The organism is Methyloprofundus sp. (assembly GCF_965251085.1).
Classification (GTDB): domain Bacteria; phylum Pseudomonadota; class Gammaproteobacteria; order Methylococcales; family Methylomonadaceae; genus Methyloprofundus.
This window is the reverse complement of the sequence record NZ_OZ252594.1, coordinates 386,162-399,256: the sequence shown is the minus strand read 5'-3', so window position 1 is coordinate 399,256 and position 13,095 is coordinate 386,162. Positions and strand designations below refer to the sequence as shown.

Annotated in this window: 15 protein-coding genes and 2 pseudogenes; 8 read left to right on the top strand and 9 right to left on the bottom strand. The window is 40.9% G+C overall.

The annotated features are described in order from the left end of the window. Positions 1 to 97 precede the first annotated feature (97 nt). A complete protein-coding gene (locus ACQY3F_RS01980) occupies positions 98 to 1,294 on the bottom strand; it encodes an ISAzo13 family transposase (RefSeq protein ID WP_428352931.1) in 1,197 nt (398 codons plus the stop codon). Positions 1,295 to 1,534: 240 nt separating this feature from the next. Between ACQY3F_RS01980 and ACQY3F_RS01975 the strand changes: the two genes are divergently transcribed. Further along, a complete protein-coding gene (locus ACQY3F_RS01975; protein ID WP_428353240.1) occupies positions 1,535 to 2,152 on the top strand; it encodes an MlaC/ttg2D family ABC transporter substrate-binding protein in 618 nt (205 codons plus the stop codon). A gap of 174 nt (positions 2,153 to 2,326) precedes the next feature. On the opposite strand, the gene ACQY3F_RS01970 is transcribed toward ACQY3F_RS01975, so the two are convergent. Next, entirely contained in the window at positions 2,327 to 2,668 is a 342-nt protein-coding gene (locus ACQY3F_RS01970) for a YidH family protein (RefSeq protein WP_428353239.1), read from the bottom strand. Between the two features lie 170 nt (positions 2,669 to 2,838). Between ACQY3F_RS01970 and ACQY3F_RS01965 the strand changes: the two genes are divergently transcribed. After that, the gene (locus ACQY3F_RS01965; protein ID WP_428353238.1) at positions 2,839 to 3,423 is read left to right on the top strand and encodes a DedA family protein; all 585 of its coding nucleotides are present in this window, start codon (positions 2,839 to 2,841) and stop codon (positions 3,421 to 3,423) included. A gap of 1,016 nt (positions 3,424 to 4,439) precedes the next feature. Here the strand turns inward: ACQY3F_RS01965 and tnpC are convergent. From tnpC to ltrA, 6 genes and pseudogenes are all read right to left on the bottom strand, one after another. Next, positions 4,440 to 5,447: pseudogene (tnpC, locus tag ACQY3F_RS01960) on the bottom strand (IS66 family transposase); the annotation flags it as partial. A gap of 241 nt (positions 5,448 to 5,688) precedes the next feature. Then, complete coding sequence (locus tag ACQY3F_RS01955; protein WP_428352972.1) at positions 5,689 to 7,050, bottom strand: IS1380 family transposase; 1,362 nt, start codon at positions 7,048 to 7,050, stop codon at positions 5,689 to 5,691. A 21-nt stretch (positions 7,051 to 7,071) separates the two neighbouring features. Then, complete coding sequence (locus ACQY3F_RS01950; RefSeq protein ID WP_428353237.1) at positions 7,072 to 7,773, bottom strand: hypothetical protein; 702 nt, start codon at positions 7,771 to 7,773, stop codon at positions 7,072 to 7,074. 46 nt (positions 7,774 to 7,819) lie between these two features. After that, entirely contained in the window at positions 7,820 to 8,185 is a 366-nt protein-coding gene (gene tnpB, locus ACQY3F_RS01945) for an IS66 family insertion sequence element accessory protein TnpB (protein WP_428353150.1), read from the bottom strand. Next, positions 8,182 to 8,499, bottom strand: coding sequence for an IS66 family insertion sequence element accessory protein TnpA (tnpA, locus tag ACQY3F_RS01940; RefSeq protein WP_428352923.1), 318 nt, complete (start codon positions 8,497 to 8,499; stop codon positions 8,182 to 8,184). The genes tnpB (ACQY3F_RS01945) and tnpA (ACQY3F_RS01940) overlap by 4 nt, the downstream gene beginning before the upstream one ends. 71 nt (positions 8,500 to 8,570) lie before the next feature. After that, positions 8,571 to 9,833 (bottom strand): group II intron reverse transcriptase/maturase, encoded by a 1,263-nt coding sequence (gene ltrA / locus ACQY3F_RS01935; RefSeq protein WP_428353236.1) that lies wholly within the window; start codon positions 9,831 to 9,833, stop codon positions 8,571 to 8,573. 584 nt (positions 9,834 to 10,417) lie between these two features. On the opposite strand from ltrA, the gene ACQY3F_RS01930 reads away from it, so the two are divergent. From ACQY3F_RS01930 to ACQY3F_RS01915, 4 genes are read left to right on the top strand one after another with little or no spacing between them, the layout of a single operon-like run. After that, the gene (locus ACQY3F_RS01930; protein WP_428353235.1) at positions 10,418 to 10,828 is read left to right on the top strand and encodes a hypothetical protein; all 411 of its coding nucleotides are present in this window, start codon (positions 10,418 to 10,420) and stop codon (positions 10,826 to 10,828) included. Then, entirely contained in the window at positions 10,825 to 10,992 is a 168-nt protein-coding gene (locus tag ACQY3F_RS01925; RefSeq protein WP_428353234.1) for a hypothetical protein, read from the top strand. The genes ACQY3F_RS01930 and ACQY3F_RS01925 overlap by 4 nt, the downstream gene beginning before the upstream one ends. After that, entirely contained in the window at positions 10,989 to 11,252 is a 264-nt protein-coding gene (locus tag ACQY3F_RS01920) for a hypothetical protein (RefSeq protein WP_428353233.1), read from the top strand. The genes ACQY3F_RS01925 and ACQY3F_RS01920 overlap by 4 nt, the downstream gene beginning before the upstream one ends. 15 nt (positions 11,253 to 11,267) lie before the next feature. Continuing rightward, positions 11,268 to 11,645, top strand: a complete 378-nt coding sequence (locus tag ACQY3F_RS01915) for a protein-export chaperone SecB (RefSeq protein WP_428353232.1) — start codon at positions 11,268 to 11,270, stop codon at positions 11,643 to 11,645. Positions 11,646 to 12,134: 489 nt separating this feature from the next. Here ACQY3F_RS01915 and ACQY3F_RS01910 read toward each other — a convergent pair. After that, positions 12,135 to 12,308 (bottom strand): annotated as a pseudogene (locus ACQY3F_RS01910) (IS91 family transposase); the annotation flags it as partial. Positions 12,309 to 12,385: 77 nt separating this feature from the next. Here ACQY3F_RS01910 and tnpA (ACQY3F_RS01905) point away from each other — a divergent pair. Beyond that, complete coding sequence (tnpA, locus tag ACQY3F_RS01905) at positions 12,386 to 12,703, top strand: IS66 family insertion sequence element accessory protein TnpA (RefSeq protein WP_428352923.1); 318 nt, start codon at positions 12,386 to 12,388, stop codon at positions 12,701 to 12,703. After that, complete coding sequence (gene tnpB, locus ACQY3F_RS01900; RefSeq protein ID WP_428353231.1) at positions 12,700 to 13,065, top strand: IS66 family insertion sequence element accessory protein TnpB; 366 nt, start codon at positions 12,700 to 12,702, stop codon at positions 13,063 to 13,065. Before tnpA (ACQY3F_RS01905) ends, tnpB (ACQY3F_RS01900) begins: the two co-directional genes overlap by 4 nt. The last annotated feature ends 30 nt before the right edge of the window (positions 13,066 to 13,095 follow it).

Genomic DNA, 13,095 nt, shown 5'->3' with positions numbered 1-13,095 from the left:
ATATGAGAGTACCTCTATTTATTCTGGCTGAATAGCTGTGCGTTTAAATGTTTGATGACAAGGCGAAGATTGCGGTTAGGGAGATGGAAAGAAATAATCATCCAGAACAACCAGGAGAAATGGTCAAAAACCATTTCTCCAACGATGGCATTCGGTCAACAAACTGATAATACGTCTTCATTGCTTTTTTACCTACCTTTACTCCTGTTTCATATATTTTTTCTGTTAATTTAACAATAGGTGCTTTGCCATTGTAGGTCATACTTTTGGCAAATTTTAAAGTTGTTTCAACTGTATCCATTATGTCGCCACTAATATGATTTTCATAGGCTCCCCATACTCGTTCAATTGGGTTATATTTACTATGATAAGGAGGGTAGTAGGCCAGTTTTATCTTTATGTTGCTTTTTTCAGCAAACTCCACAAGCCTTTTTATAAACTGAGTTCTGGAGCTACTGTTCTCCATACCATTGTCAGCGTTAATTGTCAGAATATCTACTCCATATTTTTCTTGAATTTCTGGCCAAATTTCTTCCAATCGGTCAACGATGAAATCACTGCTGGCATAGCCTGCTGTAAAGAAAAGGAAAAAATCATCATGTTCAGGCAGATAAAAACCAAAAGGAGTTAACTTTTCCTTAACATCTAAATCATGATCCTCTGCTTTTGTTAAAACCCGATTTCGTCCTCCCCGTGAAAAATTTCCTATATTCATTCTTGCTTTGGCATCAATTGATATACGAATCTCTTTTGGGTTGATATCTGCCATTCCATTGACTGAATGAACTTGTTCAAAAATTGCATCCGTTTCCTTGATTTTCTTATGAGGCTTTGTTTTTTGTACCTTTTTTGGATGGTAACTCAGGTCATTTAATTTTGTATTGATAGTTTTTGAGCAAGGTAATGTTTTTTCATCGTAATAATCAATCTCCAGTAAACGTTTTCTAACTTCTTTAGCCGTTAGCCGGGTATATAATCGACAGGAATTAAAAGAGGGATCCGTTTGACACTCCGGTTCAGCAATTTTTTTTATGTCATCAAGTAGATGAGGAAAATGCTCTTCACTTTTATTACGCCCTCTCGCTGAAAAATTATCTTCTATGGGCTGAGTTTCAAGTTCATATTGTCCTTTTCGGATAGTGCCTCTATTCCATCCTAGTTTTTCTTCAGCAATACTTGCACCACCTGAGCCTAGTAGCTCCACCGTTTCAGCCATGAATATACGACGTACCGAGCCTTTTAAACGATGGGCTGTATTTATAATCCAACCTATAATGCTATCTGTTAATATCAACAAGCTTATCTGCCTAGTGTGAGAATAAATTCAGAATTCATTATTATAAATTATTGAGACACAAGCTTACTTCGTTTGGATGATTATTTCTTTCCATCTCCCTTAATAACAGGCTATTAACCAGGTTTTCAACGACGTTATCGAATATTTTAGGCGTTCAGATGCCAGCCATGAATTAATTGAGGAGCCCTGGATAAACATTGTACAGAAAACACAGCCTATACTAAAACTCTAGCCATTATGACAATTCAATTATTACCCCGATCTTTATTGATTGGTTTTTTCCTATTGCTTAGCACCACAGCAATCGCTGCAACTGAAAATTTACTAGCCCCCCAACGAGTCATTGATAATACCTCACAGATCTTGCTTGAGAAACTTAAAGAGCCAGGCTTTGCCAGCAATAAAAGCGAAATTCGCAGCTTTGTAAATACGGCTATTTTCCCCAATGTAGATACTGTGCGTATGTCTGCATTAGTCTTAGGGAAGCATTGGCGCAAGGCCAGTAAACAACAGAAAAAGCAATTTATCGCAGCGTTTAAAATTTTACTGGTCAACACTTATTCAACCACATTTACCGAACAGTTTAATGACTGGACTATTGATTATCTGCCCTTAAAACTGAACAACAGCGATAAAACCACTACCGTAAAAACTATAGTGTCGCAACCAGGTAAGGCCAATGCAAAAATTGATTACGCAATGATTTTACGCAATGATCAGTGGAAAATTTATGATTTAAAAGTCGAAGGAATCAGCCTGGTGATTAGTAACCGGGAGTCTTTTAACCAGATGATAAAAAATTCAGGCTCTTTAGATAAAGTTATTACCGAACTAGAGGCTAAAAATCAGCGCTAAAATTATTGCTGCACTAGGAAACTGTCCGAGAATAGAAAGCCTACTGCGGAAAAGTTGGTTTGGCCAAGTTCCCCGATTATTTTCGTTAACGAGCCGGCTGTTCTCCTCTAATAATCGAAAAAACTGACTCAAGGCAGCTTTCGCTCACTACGGCTACTATTCCCGGACTGCCTCCTAGAATGACATAACGATATAGGTTGCACCAAAGCTAATTAAAATTGAAACAAGTCCGGCCAATAGCACTATGGGTTTAGCCAAAGGGCCCGGAATTTCCCTTTCTGACAATTTAGAAATTGAAACCCATGATTGAATAAAAGACAGGATGGCAAGAATCACCGTAATCGTACATAAAATAATAATGAATAATGTTAGTTGCCCCTGATTATCTGCCGCATCTTCGATGCCGAATTTTTTCAAGATGAAGGCTATGGCTAAAATAGATATCTCAGTGCGTATCCATGCTAATAAGGTTCTTTCGGTTGCGAGAAAAACTCTTGGATCATCTAGGTAGGACATATAAGTAATCTGGTTAAAAGCGGGACGAGAAGCTGGAAAGCCTTTATTATCAATCCTGGAAAGATGAAATTATAGCCTACAATTGTCGTTTAATAGCTCGATAATTAATAATCCAAAAAACAGAACCCAGTTTCATAAACCCACCCTCCAGGAATAAGCAAAAAAATATCATGCAAGAACTGCTACAACTTATTCAGGCTAACATTCAATATGCGCATTTTATTATTTTTGCCACATTGCTATTAGCCGGCTTAAATATTCCGGTATCGGAAGATGTGATGATTTTTATTTCTGCGTTGCTAGCAAGTAACAACCCTGATTATTTACCTCATTTGTTTATCGCTGTTTATCTGGGCGCTTTTTTCTCTGATTTAATCTCATATAGTTTAGGTCGGTTTGTTGGTCCAAAGCTATTTAAAATACGTTTTTTTGCAAAAATGGTGTCCGCAGAAAGGGTCACTAAAATTTCTAACTATTATCAAAAATATGGGGTGATAACTTTAATCCTGGGACGGTTTATTCCCTTTGGCATTCGAAATGCTCTGTTTTTAACGGCGGGCCTAGGGAAAATGAATTTCATAAAGTTCGCTTTATCAGACTTACTTGCTTGTACGATTTCAACCATTAGCTTCTTTACGCTGTATTTCCACTATGGAGAAAGCGTTATCAATTATATAAAACAGGCCAATAGCATCATATTTGCGCTGGCAATAATTTTGCTTGGGATTTTCTGGTTTCGAAGCAAACGGGCTTAGACACCTGGAAACAAAAAATCATCCGACGTTGCAATCCCCTCTGAAAGCGTGTTGTTTTTTAAAAAAATAGTAGGCTATACCATTATCTTTATAATGGGTAGGAAGATTTAACGAGGGAGAAAAAATTCTTTTTTAACTGACTCAAAACAGCCAGGAACAGTCATCAAGATAAAATGAAACTGTATATCATCCAATATGTGACGATATACAGCTAGCATTCTGATGAAATATGCCAGTTTTCTACCTATAATGCAGCTAACAAGGGTGATATACTGAAACCATATAATTACTTGTTACCGGGCGCGCCACAAGGCGCGCCCGGTAACGCGAAGCTCAGCAGAACTATCCAAAACTACCGATTATCGAAAATCCGATAACCAGAAGTTCCAGACAGATATTTTTGAGATGATAAAGCTATCTCAAAAATACTCCTGAGCTTCGCGTTGCGTTACGCGGCACAGACGCAACGGCTCGCGGATAAAAAACCGCGAGCCGTTATTGTCTCCTGCGAAGGTAATAGTAGTGTAAAGCTGTCGCGGTGAACAAAACCAAGCGGAAAGAAAACTCGGACATGGAAAAAAAGGACGTCACTTTTTCATAGATGCAGTGAAAACGAGAAAAAAGCAGAAAGAGCCAGAGCTGAATTTTAATGTATACAGTGTTGAGCGCGGAAAATTGAAGCGCTGACGACTGTCACGATTTTTTGATGTGGCAGTCGAGTAGACGGGTTCTTCCGACAAGTTAGTCAATGAGTCGATAATACTTTTTTTGTACACTTCGCTGCACGCAGCTACTGTGTGATTTCTAACCATTGCTAATTCTCATCAGTTGTTACCACGCCCCTCACAGAACCGTGCTGGCGCTATTTACGCACACGGCTCCTCGACAACACGCTTTACCTTGAAGCAGATAATAAATTCACCGTAATTCGTGGATTCGGTAATGGGTACAGTTTGAGAAGTTTAGTGAACTTTTCCCATGTGTAGCGTAAGCGCTCAACGAAGCACGTACTTGCCCTATTCAGGCGTATCTGATTTTTTAATATTCCAGGGCAACAAAGCCTCCACTTTATCAACCGTATCAGCATAAGGTAAAGCAGTGAGAACCTGCTTAAGATATGCATAAGGCTCCAGCCCATTTGCTTTAGCTGTTTCTATCAGGCTGTAATGTATTGCACTGGCACGAGCACCTGCAGGGGTATCAGAAAATAACCAGGCTTTGCGCCCTATCACAAACGGGCGAATCGCATTTTCTGCCAGGATGTTGCTAATATTGAGTTCACCATGGGTGCAATACACATTGAGTTTTTCCCACTGGTTACTCAGGTAAGTCATTGCCTTTCCTGTCAGGCTATCTTTAGGTACTTTATGCTGGTTTTCTTCCAGATAGGCTTTGAGCTGGTTCAATACAGGAATGCTCTTCTCCTGGCGCTGCTGATATTTTTCATCCACTGACAGGTCTTTAATTTCTCGCTCAATGACATACAGTTTATTGATCAGGCTCAGCGCTTTACCTGCTTTTGAGGGTTTGTTATTTTGTCCCTTTTTGCGTTTAGGCTGTGCATTCTGGGCATCTTTAAAATAACGACGCGCATGATCCCAGCACCCCAGCTGGGTGATGCTGTTTTTTTGGCACACGGCATTGTACCCCGCATAGCCATCGGTTTGCAGATAGCCACTAAAGCCGTCAAGCAGGCGCATGGGGACGTCTCCACTACGAGAGGGATCGTATTCAAACAGGATGCTTTTTTCACCCGGTGGCCCGCCAAGCGTCACCCACATATATTTATCTGAGGTCGCTGGCCGCCCCGGTTCTTTTAATACCTGAACCCGCGTTTCATCAGCGAGTATGACTGCCCCTGTGTGTTGATGCTCTCGCATCAGGTTAATCAGGGGCTGAAGTTGTTTAGCCAGTGCGATCATCCAGTTTGCTAATGTCGCTCTGGAGATGTCACCCCCATAACGAGACAAGATGCCTTCTTGCCGATATAAAGGTAAGCCGTCAGCATACTTGGCGATAATAACAAAGCACCTAAATCCTGCAAGCCCATATTTTGACTCTCATTAACCTGTCTAGCTAAGTGGTTATTAGGTTTTTACTGCCGCTTTGCCAGCCCTCTTTGTCCAACCGATCAAAATATCCAGATTTAAATCATAAATAGAGGAAATTTTTTGTATCGTATGGATATCCCCCGAGCCCAAGGCAATAAACACCCTGCCAACGTGCCATGACCTTTTAATCAAAGTGACTTAACTTCGGTTAATGTTAAGCGAGTAACCCCACCTTAACCCAATCATCCCATTCCTGTGGATAGAGCGGATCTGCAGGTGTTCTGACTCTCAGCTGATTATTGCCTGTGAGTAATTTTCCAGCCACCCGAATCAGATAAGTACGAAGTGTATCCGGCTCCCATTGGCACAACGTTTTGTTGCCACTCAATTGAGCCATCCAGCGCACGGTATTGTAGGCAAGAACGGCGCAATGAAATAATGCGGCATTAGCCAGAAATTGATTCGTTCTGATTTTACCTAAACCCATTTGTGATTTTGCTTCTTCAATCCATGTTTCGCACGTCGCTCGTTCACCATACTTCTTATGTGTTTGCCAAGGCGATAGAGGTTCAGTTGTTACATAACAAAAATAGTCATATTCTGCCGTATCCCAAAGCTCGGACTGAGGTCCTGTCACTTGTTTAGGTTGCTTTATCCTGACCGCGACAAACTGACGAGAGCGAGACCAGCCACCACAACGATATTGAAACTCGCTCTGCTCCCAACCGGGTCGGCCTTGTATGGCTGTCCAGGCCTGTTTGGCCAGCAATGCGTTCAAATTCTTAAGTTTAACCTTTATTAGATACCCATGCCCTCTGGTATCGAGAAATTCAAGCAAATCACCGACAAAATAACCACTGTCACCGCGAAAAATAATGCGCATCCGATTGGGCAAGTGTGCAAGTAACTGTTTGGTAAATTCTACAACACCATTGCTTGTAAAGGCATTGCCTGTCCGGAACCAGGCTTGTAAAATTTCTTTTGTTTCCGCTAGAAAAGCGAGTTGTGGATGGTATGAACGGGCACCTTTCTTTTTGGGGTTGAAGCCTTTGGCACTTCCTTCTTGTCGACCACAAACGGTGTCCACAGTTGAATCGACATCGACCCACTGGACGGATTGTATGCCAGTTTTCGATTTTCCGGAACGAAGCAATCGCCGCCAGTGTTGACCACGCAAAGTATGCGTGAGCGTTTCAAACTGGCTTATCTGCCTATCACTTACTTCTTTAAAGATCCGTAAAATTGTGGTTTCAACAGGAATCTTTATCCAGCCAGCTACTTTGCGCAGTACGCTATCTGCCCATACGGTCGTCACCTTTGCCATTGATGTTGCTCCCCCCATCATGCCAACCAACGTCAATAGAACCACATCAGATAAGTGATGGTCTGCATTTTCACCCCGCCGATGTGGAACGCTTTGTTTTACGGTTTTTTCAAAACCTATCCTGTCTAAATATTTCACGACGGGAATCAGTCCCGCCTGGCTTGTCAATCCATGTGCTGTAGATGTCATTTTTACCGTTCGGGTACGGTTTCTTACGTGAGATGAGGATTTTGATACTTTAGAGGGCTTCATTAAAACAATGAGATAGTGAAATCAGGAAAATGATATTATATCATTGTTTAATAAGGAGTTTTGTGGATTATTATGTATAATGCTTGCAGGATTTAGGAAGCACATTAAACTGATGCTTCCCATTGCTCTGGCAATAGGGTGTCTGGGCATTTGTGCGGCTTTAACCTGGCGTTGTTTTTCGCCTTCAATCTGTTTGATAAAGACCGCTTTTTCCTGCATGTATTCAAGAACACGTACTTTAGCAGGAATAATATCCAGCTCTTCTTTCACTTTAGTAAAGAAAGTATCAATAGCACCTTCTTTTTCTTCATCGGTTAAATAAATAAAAATTTGCTCGCGAGGTAACTTATCTGAGAAGGGTTTGCGTCCCGGCTTTTTCTTGGTGCCAGTAGAACTTGTTTGTTTTTCGTCCTCAGGTGCTTCATCAGCCTCCAGGTCTAGCTCCTCATCGCTATCCGCTTCATTCTCTGCTTCATCAAACAAAGAGGATTGATGAGATTGTTCACTGGATGATCCAAAGCGTTTTATTTTAGATAAGCGTAGTACCTCTTCCAGAATAAGGATGCGTTTTTTCTGTTCGGAAATCACCCCAGACTTAACTTCAATCACACGCGTCAGTTCATCAATAGCCTGTTTTTTTTCAAGCAACAAAGCAACACTCTCCGACAGCAAAGAACCGGCTTTATCTTGTTGTTTTATATTTGAAATATCGGCTAAAATCATGGCTTTATTATAGCATTTATAGTGGCAATAATGAACACAAAAACAGCTAAAAAACAGACTCATATTGAAGTTTTTTATGACCTTTCATCGCGCTAATATCAAAGCCATCCAGCAGCCAGTTTAACGGCTGGCCTGTTAAGGTTAATGTCTCTTCCTCACCCTTAGGCCACTTAAATGTTTCTTCTACCAATGACTTGTAATAAAGGACAAAACCATTATCTTCCCAAAACAGGCATTTAATCTTATTCCGCCGTTTATTCGTAAAGGCATAGAGAGCCCCCTCAAAAGGATTATGCCCTAACTCACATTCAACAATCGCCGATAAGCCCCGATGTGACTTACGAAAATCAATGGGCTGCCGATACAGATACACTTCTGTCAAAGACAGAGAGGGACGCATAACAACCGTCATCGCAACAGCTCAAGCAGTGGTTGAATACACGGCATAGTATCCTGCGTAATACCTTCCAACCGAATACCATCATTAAATTGCAAAGATAATCCTGGGACTGGCGCAGATGAACGATCCCCGTCAACCCGAATACGTGTAAACCCTGTAGGGGAAGTAGTCGGCTTTACAGTCGATTTACGTTTCCAGTAGCCTAACTTTTGCGGACATAAATCATGCTGTCGACAATAAGCTACCTGTGATTGGCCTGATGCCTGCCAGTGCTCTATGTGAATAGGCCAGAAAGTCTTTGCCTGTATTTTTTCTAACGCTGCCATTTAAAATTCCCCGTGGTATTTAACAATGGGGATAGTTTGGCATTAATCTGAGTTGCCGTGAAGTACGCTGACTATTGAGCGCTTACTGTGTAGCAACCCCGTTTTCCACGACGATTTAACCATTTATACAACGTTTGAGTTACCCAATAGGCAAAGCTTTGCAGACTTTTACTATTATCGGTCACACCGTAATAGGCAAAATGTCCGCGCAATTTTGCCGCAGTCGTTTTCATAATTTGTTTGGTAGGCAGTGTTCTGCTTGCCTTTAACCATTCTTTATATCCAACAATTTTGGCGGTAAATCGTTTGCTAACCGTTTTCCTTTTCATCCGATAACGCTTGCCATCTCGACTACGTGAGTTGTAGTGCGTGAACCCTAGAAAATCAAACGTGGCGGGTCTTTCGCCACTGGCTTTTGCTTTTGATTGAGCAAATTTTCCAAATTTAAATAGTTTGGTTTTCTCGGGCGCAACTTCAAGGTTAAATTGCTTTAGCCGTGTTTCCATGGCCTCCTTAAAGTGCTTGGCTTCAGCTTCTATTTGAAAGCAGACAACATAGTCATCCGCATAGCGAATGAGCCGTGCATAGCCTTTGCATTTACTCTTTATACACTTTTCAAACCATAGGTCTAACGTGTAATGTAGGTAAATGTTGGCTAGCAGTGGTGAGATGACTCCACCTTGCGGTGTGCCTGTTTCACTGGCTTTGTGCTGTCCGTCTTCTTGTATCCCTGCTTTTAGAAACCGTTGGATGAGTCTGAGGATCCGTTTGTCCACTATTCGATGACTGATAAAGCGTATCAGTTGCTCTTGATTTACATTATCGAAGAAGCCTTTTATATCGGCTTCCACTATATAATGAACGGGCTGACCTTCGACTGTTTGACTTAATGCGCGTAGCGCATCATGACAACTTCGTAGCGGTCTGAATCCATAAGAATCATCAAGAAAGTCTTGCTCATAGATGGCTTGCAGAATTCTGACCAAGCCTGCCTGTACCAGTTTATCCTCTAGCGTGGGAATACCCAGTGGTCGTTTCCGTTGACTGCCTGCTTTGGGAATGTAAATCCTTAAGACAGGCTGTGGTTTATACGCTATTTTATGCAGTCGTTCGACTAGATTATCTAGGTTTGCGTCTAAATGAATAGCGTATTGATCTTTGGTGATATTATCTATGCCTGACGCGGCTTTTCCTTTGAGCTGCGTAAAGCATTCCAGCAATAACTCTTTATTCATCAGATGATACAAACTGGTGAATTGACAGTCCTTGTCTGTGCTGGCTTTCTTAGCTATGCGTTGCAGTTTTGTTGGCACGCTTTCTACATTACTGTGCATGATACGTGTGTCCTTGCTTCGCTGTTGTTGTCGTGATGGCCTTCCCTCCAGATGCATTACACACTTTCATCGGTACTATGCCACCATCCGACTTCCTGAACCGCTTCGGCTGTTCTTGTTTTATTATCACTTGTTCAACCTACTCTCTTCTTGAAAGACGATTCAGGATCTCCCGAGTTGCCGATTATTCCCAATGTCCAACATGCCATGCTTTACAACCCCGAAGCAGCCCTATGATACTTGTCATGCGCGTCATAGAATAGGGACTTCCAGAAAGGGTACTCTGTCGTCCTGCTTACGTAAAATCATTTCGAGGCTAAATCACTTCAACTTTCGCTTACGGCCTGCTGGCTTGCGCCCATCGTGCTTGACGTTTGGAGTTACCTCCGCCTGCCCGATGTTTACTATCTGGTGGTTGACCTACCTTGCCAGAGCGGGACTTTCACCCGCTGGAATTATCGACCTTGCTCGGCCGCACACCCTATTTATTTCACTATTTTTATGCTTTACTATAGAATATGCCGTTGATATTTAGTGATAGTCAATTATATAAACTGTGTAACAAAGTAAGGATCAGTTAAAAAATGGGGCGTAGTGAAATAATTGGTTATCATGGAACAAGTGAAGAAAATGCTGAAAAAATTGTAAATACAACTTTTAAAAGGAGTGAAAATCCTGATGACTGGCTAGGGTATGGAGTGTATTTTTTCGTAGATGGGATTTCTGATCCAATTAATAATGCGAAAGAATGGGCTATGTATAAAGCATGGAGCGGCAACACTAAATCTGTGCTGTATTCACGATATAATGTTCTTTCTGCGAAGGTTATTGGGTCTAATATATTGGATACCAATAAAATAGACGACCTTAAAGCATTTAATTCGGTCAGAGATAGATTGCTTGAAATACATAAAGAACATTGGTGTAGAGACCGAAAATTTACAGAGGATGATAGGCTTCTTTGGAACTTTGGAACTTTGTCGCAGATTTTATGAAGCTGGATATTATCATTCATAATCTTTATATTAAAAATAAAACACAACGAATTAAAAAGATTGCATCAAATACTCCAAATGTAACAGTAATGTGCGTAAAAGATGTTGCAAATATTGACATTGATACAATAAATAAAGAAAAAGAAGGGAGAGTGAAGTTATGAACATCAATGATTTAGCAAAGCAAGCTATTGAACGTATAAATTTAATGAGTATAGATGAGCTTGAGGAAAAGTTTATTGAGCATGGCTACGGGTATATTCCTGTTCGTAAAGAGAAAAAAATAACTATTGAATATGTACCTAAAGATAGTAGTTCATTTTATGGTGGAAAATTAGAGTCTTCTTCTGCTCATATAATAAAAGCTGCAAATCAGCCTAATTTTTTCAGCTTGGAAAATTGTGATATGGATATTGCGGCCTAAATAATGCAGATATCTTTGCGCGAAACAAAAGTAGAAAGCTTTAATTTTGAGAGTATTGGAGTACCTCCTAAAGAGGATACATTTAAGCTCTCATTTTTTAATGCTTATAACGAGGAAAGTAAATCATATTTTGTGGTTAAATTTGATATTTCATTGGAGTCTAAAGAAGGTTTTTCGCTATCTTTAAGTTATGTTGCTTATTTTGAAGGCGATAGTGATCTTGACGATGATTTTAAAAAATCTCACTTCCCAAAAGTAAATGCTCCTGCAATAGCTTATCCTTTTTTACGAAGTTTTATTTCTACGCTTGTAGTAAATTCTGGATACGGGGCCGTCATATTACCTACAATTAATTTCCAAGCACTGTCAGAAGAATCAATAGAAGATGAGTAATAGTTTATTATTTTATAGATCGAAAAGCCCGTTAATTCGGGCTTTTTTGTGCCTAAAATTTGAGCATGAAAAGCAATTCTGACGCTTACCAGAGAACCAAAAGAAAAATGGGGTCAGGTCTTTCGATGCCATATCAAAGGATGAAGCAAATCAAAACCTAACGAACAAGGTTAGATTGTGATCGCGAAGCGAGCCACAATCTGAACCGTTTGTTGGACAAGCCCGGCACGATAGTAGGAATTTAATTAAATGCGCTCTATGAAAATTGCTTTTTGTTGATCAGCCCGATTGATGAATCGAACCTCTGTTTTTACCTGTTTAATTGAACTTTGAGCGTTGTCCATTGCAGTCAACTCTCAAAGTCCAAGTATCGGAGCGATTTTTCGCCTTAATCTCCGATTTTAGCCCAAGCAACTCCCTCAGCATCTAATTTGCTGCTAGTCTGGGTCGAAGTGTTTAAATTCACATAAGCGCTAGTGACTCCAATCGTTAAGTCGGCACAGGCTGAAACATTATTTCCACCCTGGGTATTCTCCTGCGCCCCACAACCATCGCCCCGCCACAACATTTGCAACTGAATGACGGCCGTACTTTGAGTGTGCGTAATATCTTCGTCGGGTCAAACTTTAGCAAGGTGTGAATCAGCTTAATAACGTAAGCGCTCAATAGTCAGCGTACTTCACGGCAACTCAGATTAATGCCAAACTATCCCCATTGTTAAATACCACGGGGAATTTTAAATGGCAGCGTTAGAAAAAATACAGGCAAAGACTTTCTGGCCTATTCACATAGAGCACTGGCAGGCATCAGGCCAATCACAGGTAGCTTATTGTCGACAGCATGATTTATGTCCGCAAAAGTTAGGCTACTGGAAACGTAAATCGACTGTAAAGCCGACTACTTCCCCTACAGGGTTTACACGTATTCGGGTTGACGGGGATCGTTCATCTGCGCCAGTCCCAGGATTATCTTTGCAATTTAATGATGGTATTCGGTTGGAAGGTATTACGCAGGATACTATGCCGTGTATTCAACCACTGCTTGAGCTGTTGCGATGACGGTTGTTATGCGTCCCTCTCTGTCTTTGACAGAAGTGTATCTGTATCGGCAGCCCATTGATTTTCGTAAGTCACATCGGGGCTTATCGGCGATTGTTGAATGTGAGTTAGGGCATAATCCTTTTGAGGGGGCTCTCTATGCCTTTACGAATAAACGGCGGAATAAGATTAAATGCCTGTTTTGGGAAGATAATGGTTTTGTCCTTTATTACAAGTCATTGGTAGAAGAAACATTTAAGTGGCCTAAGGGTGAGGAAGAGACATTAACCTTAACAGGCCAGCAGTTAAACTGGCTGCTGGATGGCTTTGATATTAGCGCGATGAAAGGTCATAAAAAACTTCAATATGAGTCTGTTTTTTAGCTGTTTTTGTGTTCATTATTGCCACTATAA

Bases quoted from the DNA above. Each gene is read 5' to 3' on its own strand.
- tnpA (WP_428352923.1), top strand. From the start codon at position 12,386: ATGGCAGCGTTAGAAAAAATACAGGCAAAGACTTTCTGGCCTATTCAC.
- ACQY3F_RS01930 (WP_428353235.1), top strand. From the start codon at position 10,418: ATGGGGCGTAGTGAAATAATTGGTTATCATGGAACAAGTGAAGAAAAT.
- ACQY3F_RS01965 (WP_428353238.1), top strand. From the start codon at position 2,839: ATGCAAGAACTGCTACAACTTATTCAGGCTAACATTCAATATGCGCAT.
- ACQY3F_RS01955 (WP_428352972.1), bottom strand. From the start codon at position 7,050: ATGAAGCCCTCTAAAGTATCAAAATCCTCATCTCACGTAAGAAACCGT.
- ACQY3F_RS01970 (WP_428353239.1), bottom strand. From the start codon at position 2,668: ATGTCCTACCTAGATGATCCAAGAGTTTTTCTCGCAACCGAAAGAACC.
- tnpA (WP_428352923.1), bottom strand. From the start codon at position 8,499: ATGGCAGCGTTAGAAAAAATACAGGCAAAGACTTTCTGGCCTATTCAC.
- ltrA (WP_428353236.1), bottom strand. From the start codon at position 9,833: ATGCACAGTAATGTAGAAAGCGTGCCAACAAAACTGCAACGCATAGCT.
- ACQY3F_RS01925 (WP_428353234.1), top strand. From the start codon at position 10,825: ATGAAGCTGGATATTATCATTCATAATCTTTATATTAAAAATAAAACA.
- tnpB (WP_428353231.1), top strand. From the start codon at position 12,700: ATGACGGTTGTTATGCGTCCCTCTCTGTCTTTGACAGAAGTGTATCTG.
- ACQY3F_RS01975 (WP_428353240.1), top strand. From the start codon at position 1,535: ATGACAATTCAATTATTACCCCGATCTTTATTGATTGGTTTTTTCCTA.
- ACQY3F_RS01920 (WP_428353233.1), top strand. From the start codon at position 10,989: ATGAACATCAATGATTTAGCAAAGCAAGCTATTGAACGTATAAATTTA.
- ACQY3F_RS01950 (WP_428353237.1), bottom strand. From the start codon at position 7,773: ATGATTTTAGCCGATATTTCAAATATAAAACAACAAGATAAAGCCGGT.
- tnpB (WP_428353150.1), bottom strand. From the start codon at position 8,185: ATGACGGTTGTTATGCGTCCCTCTCTGTCTTTGACAGAAGTGTATCTG.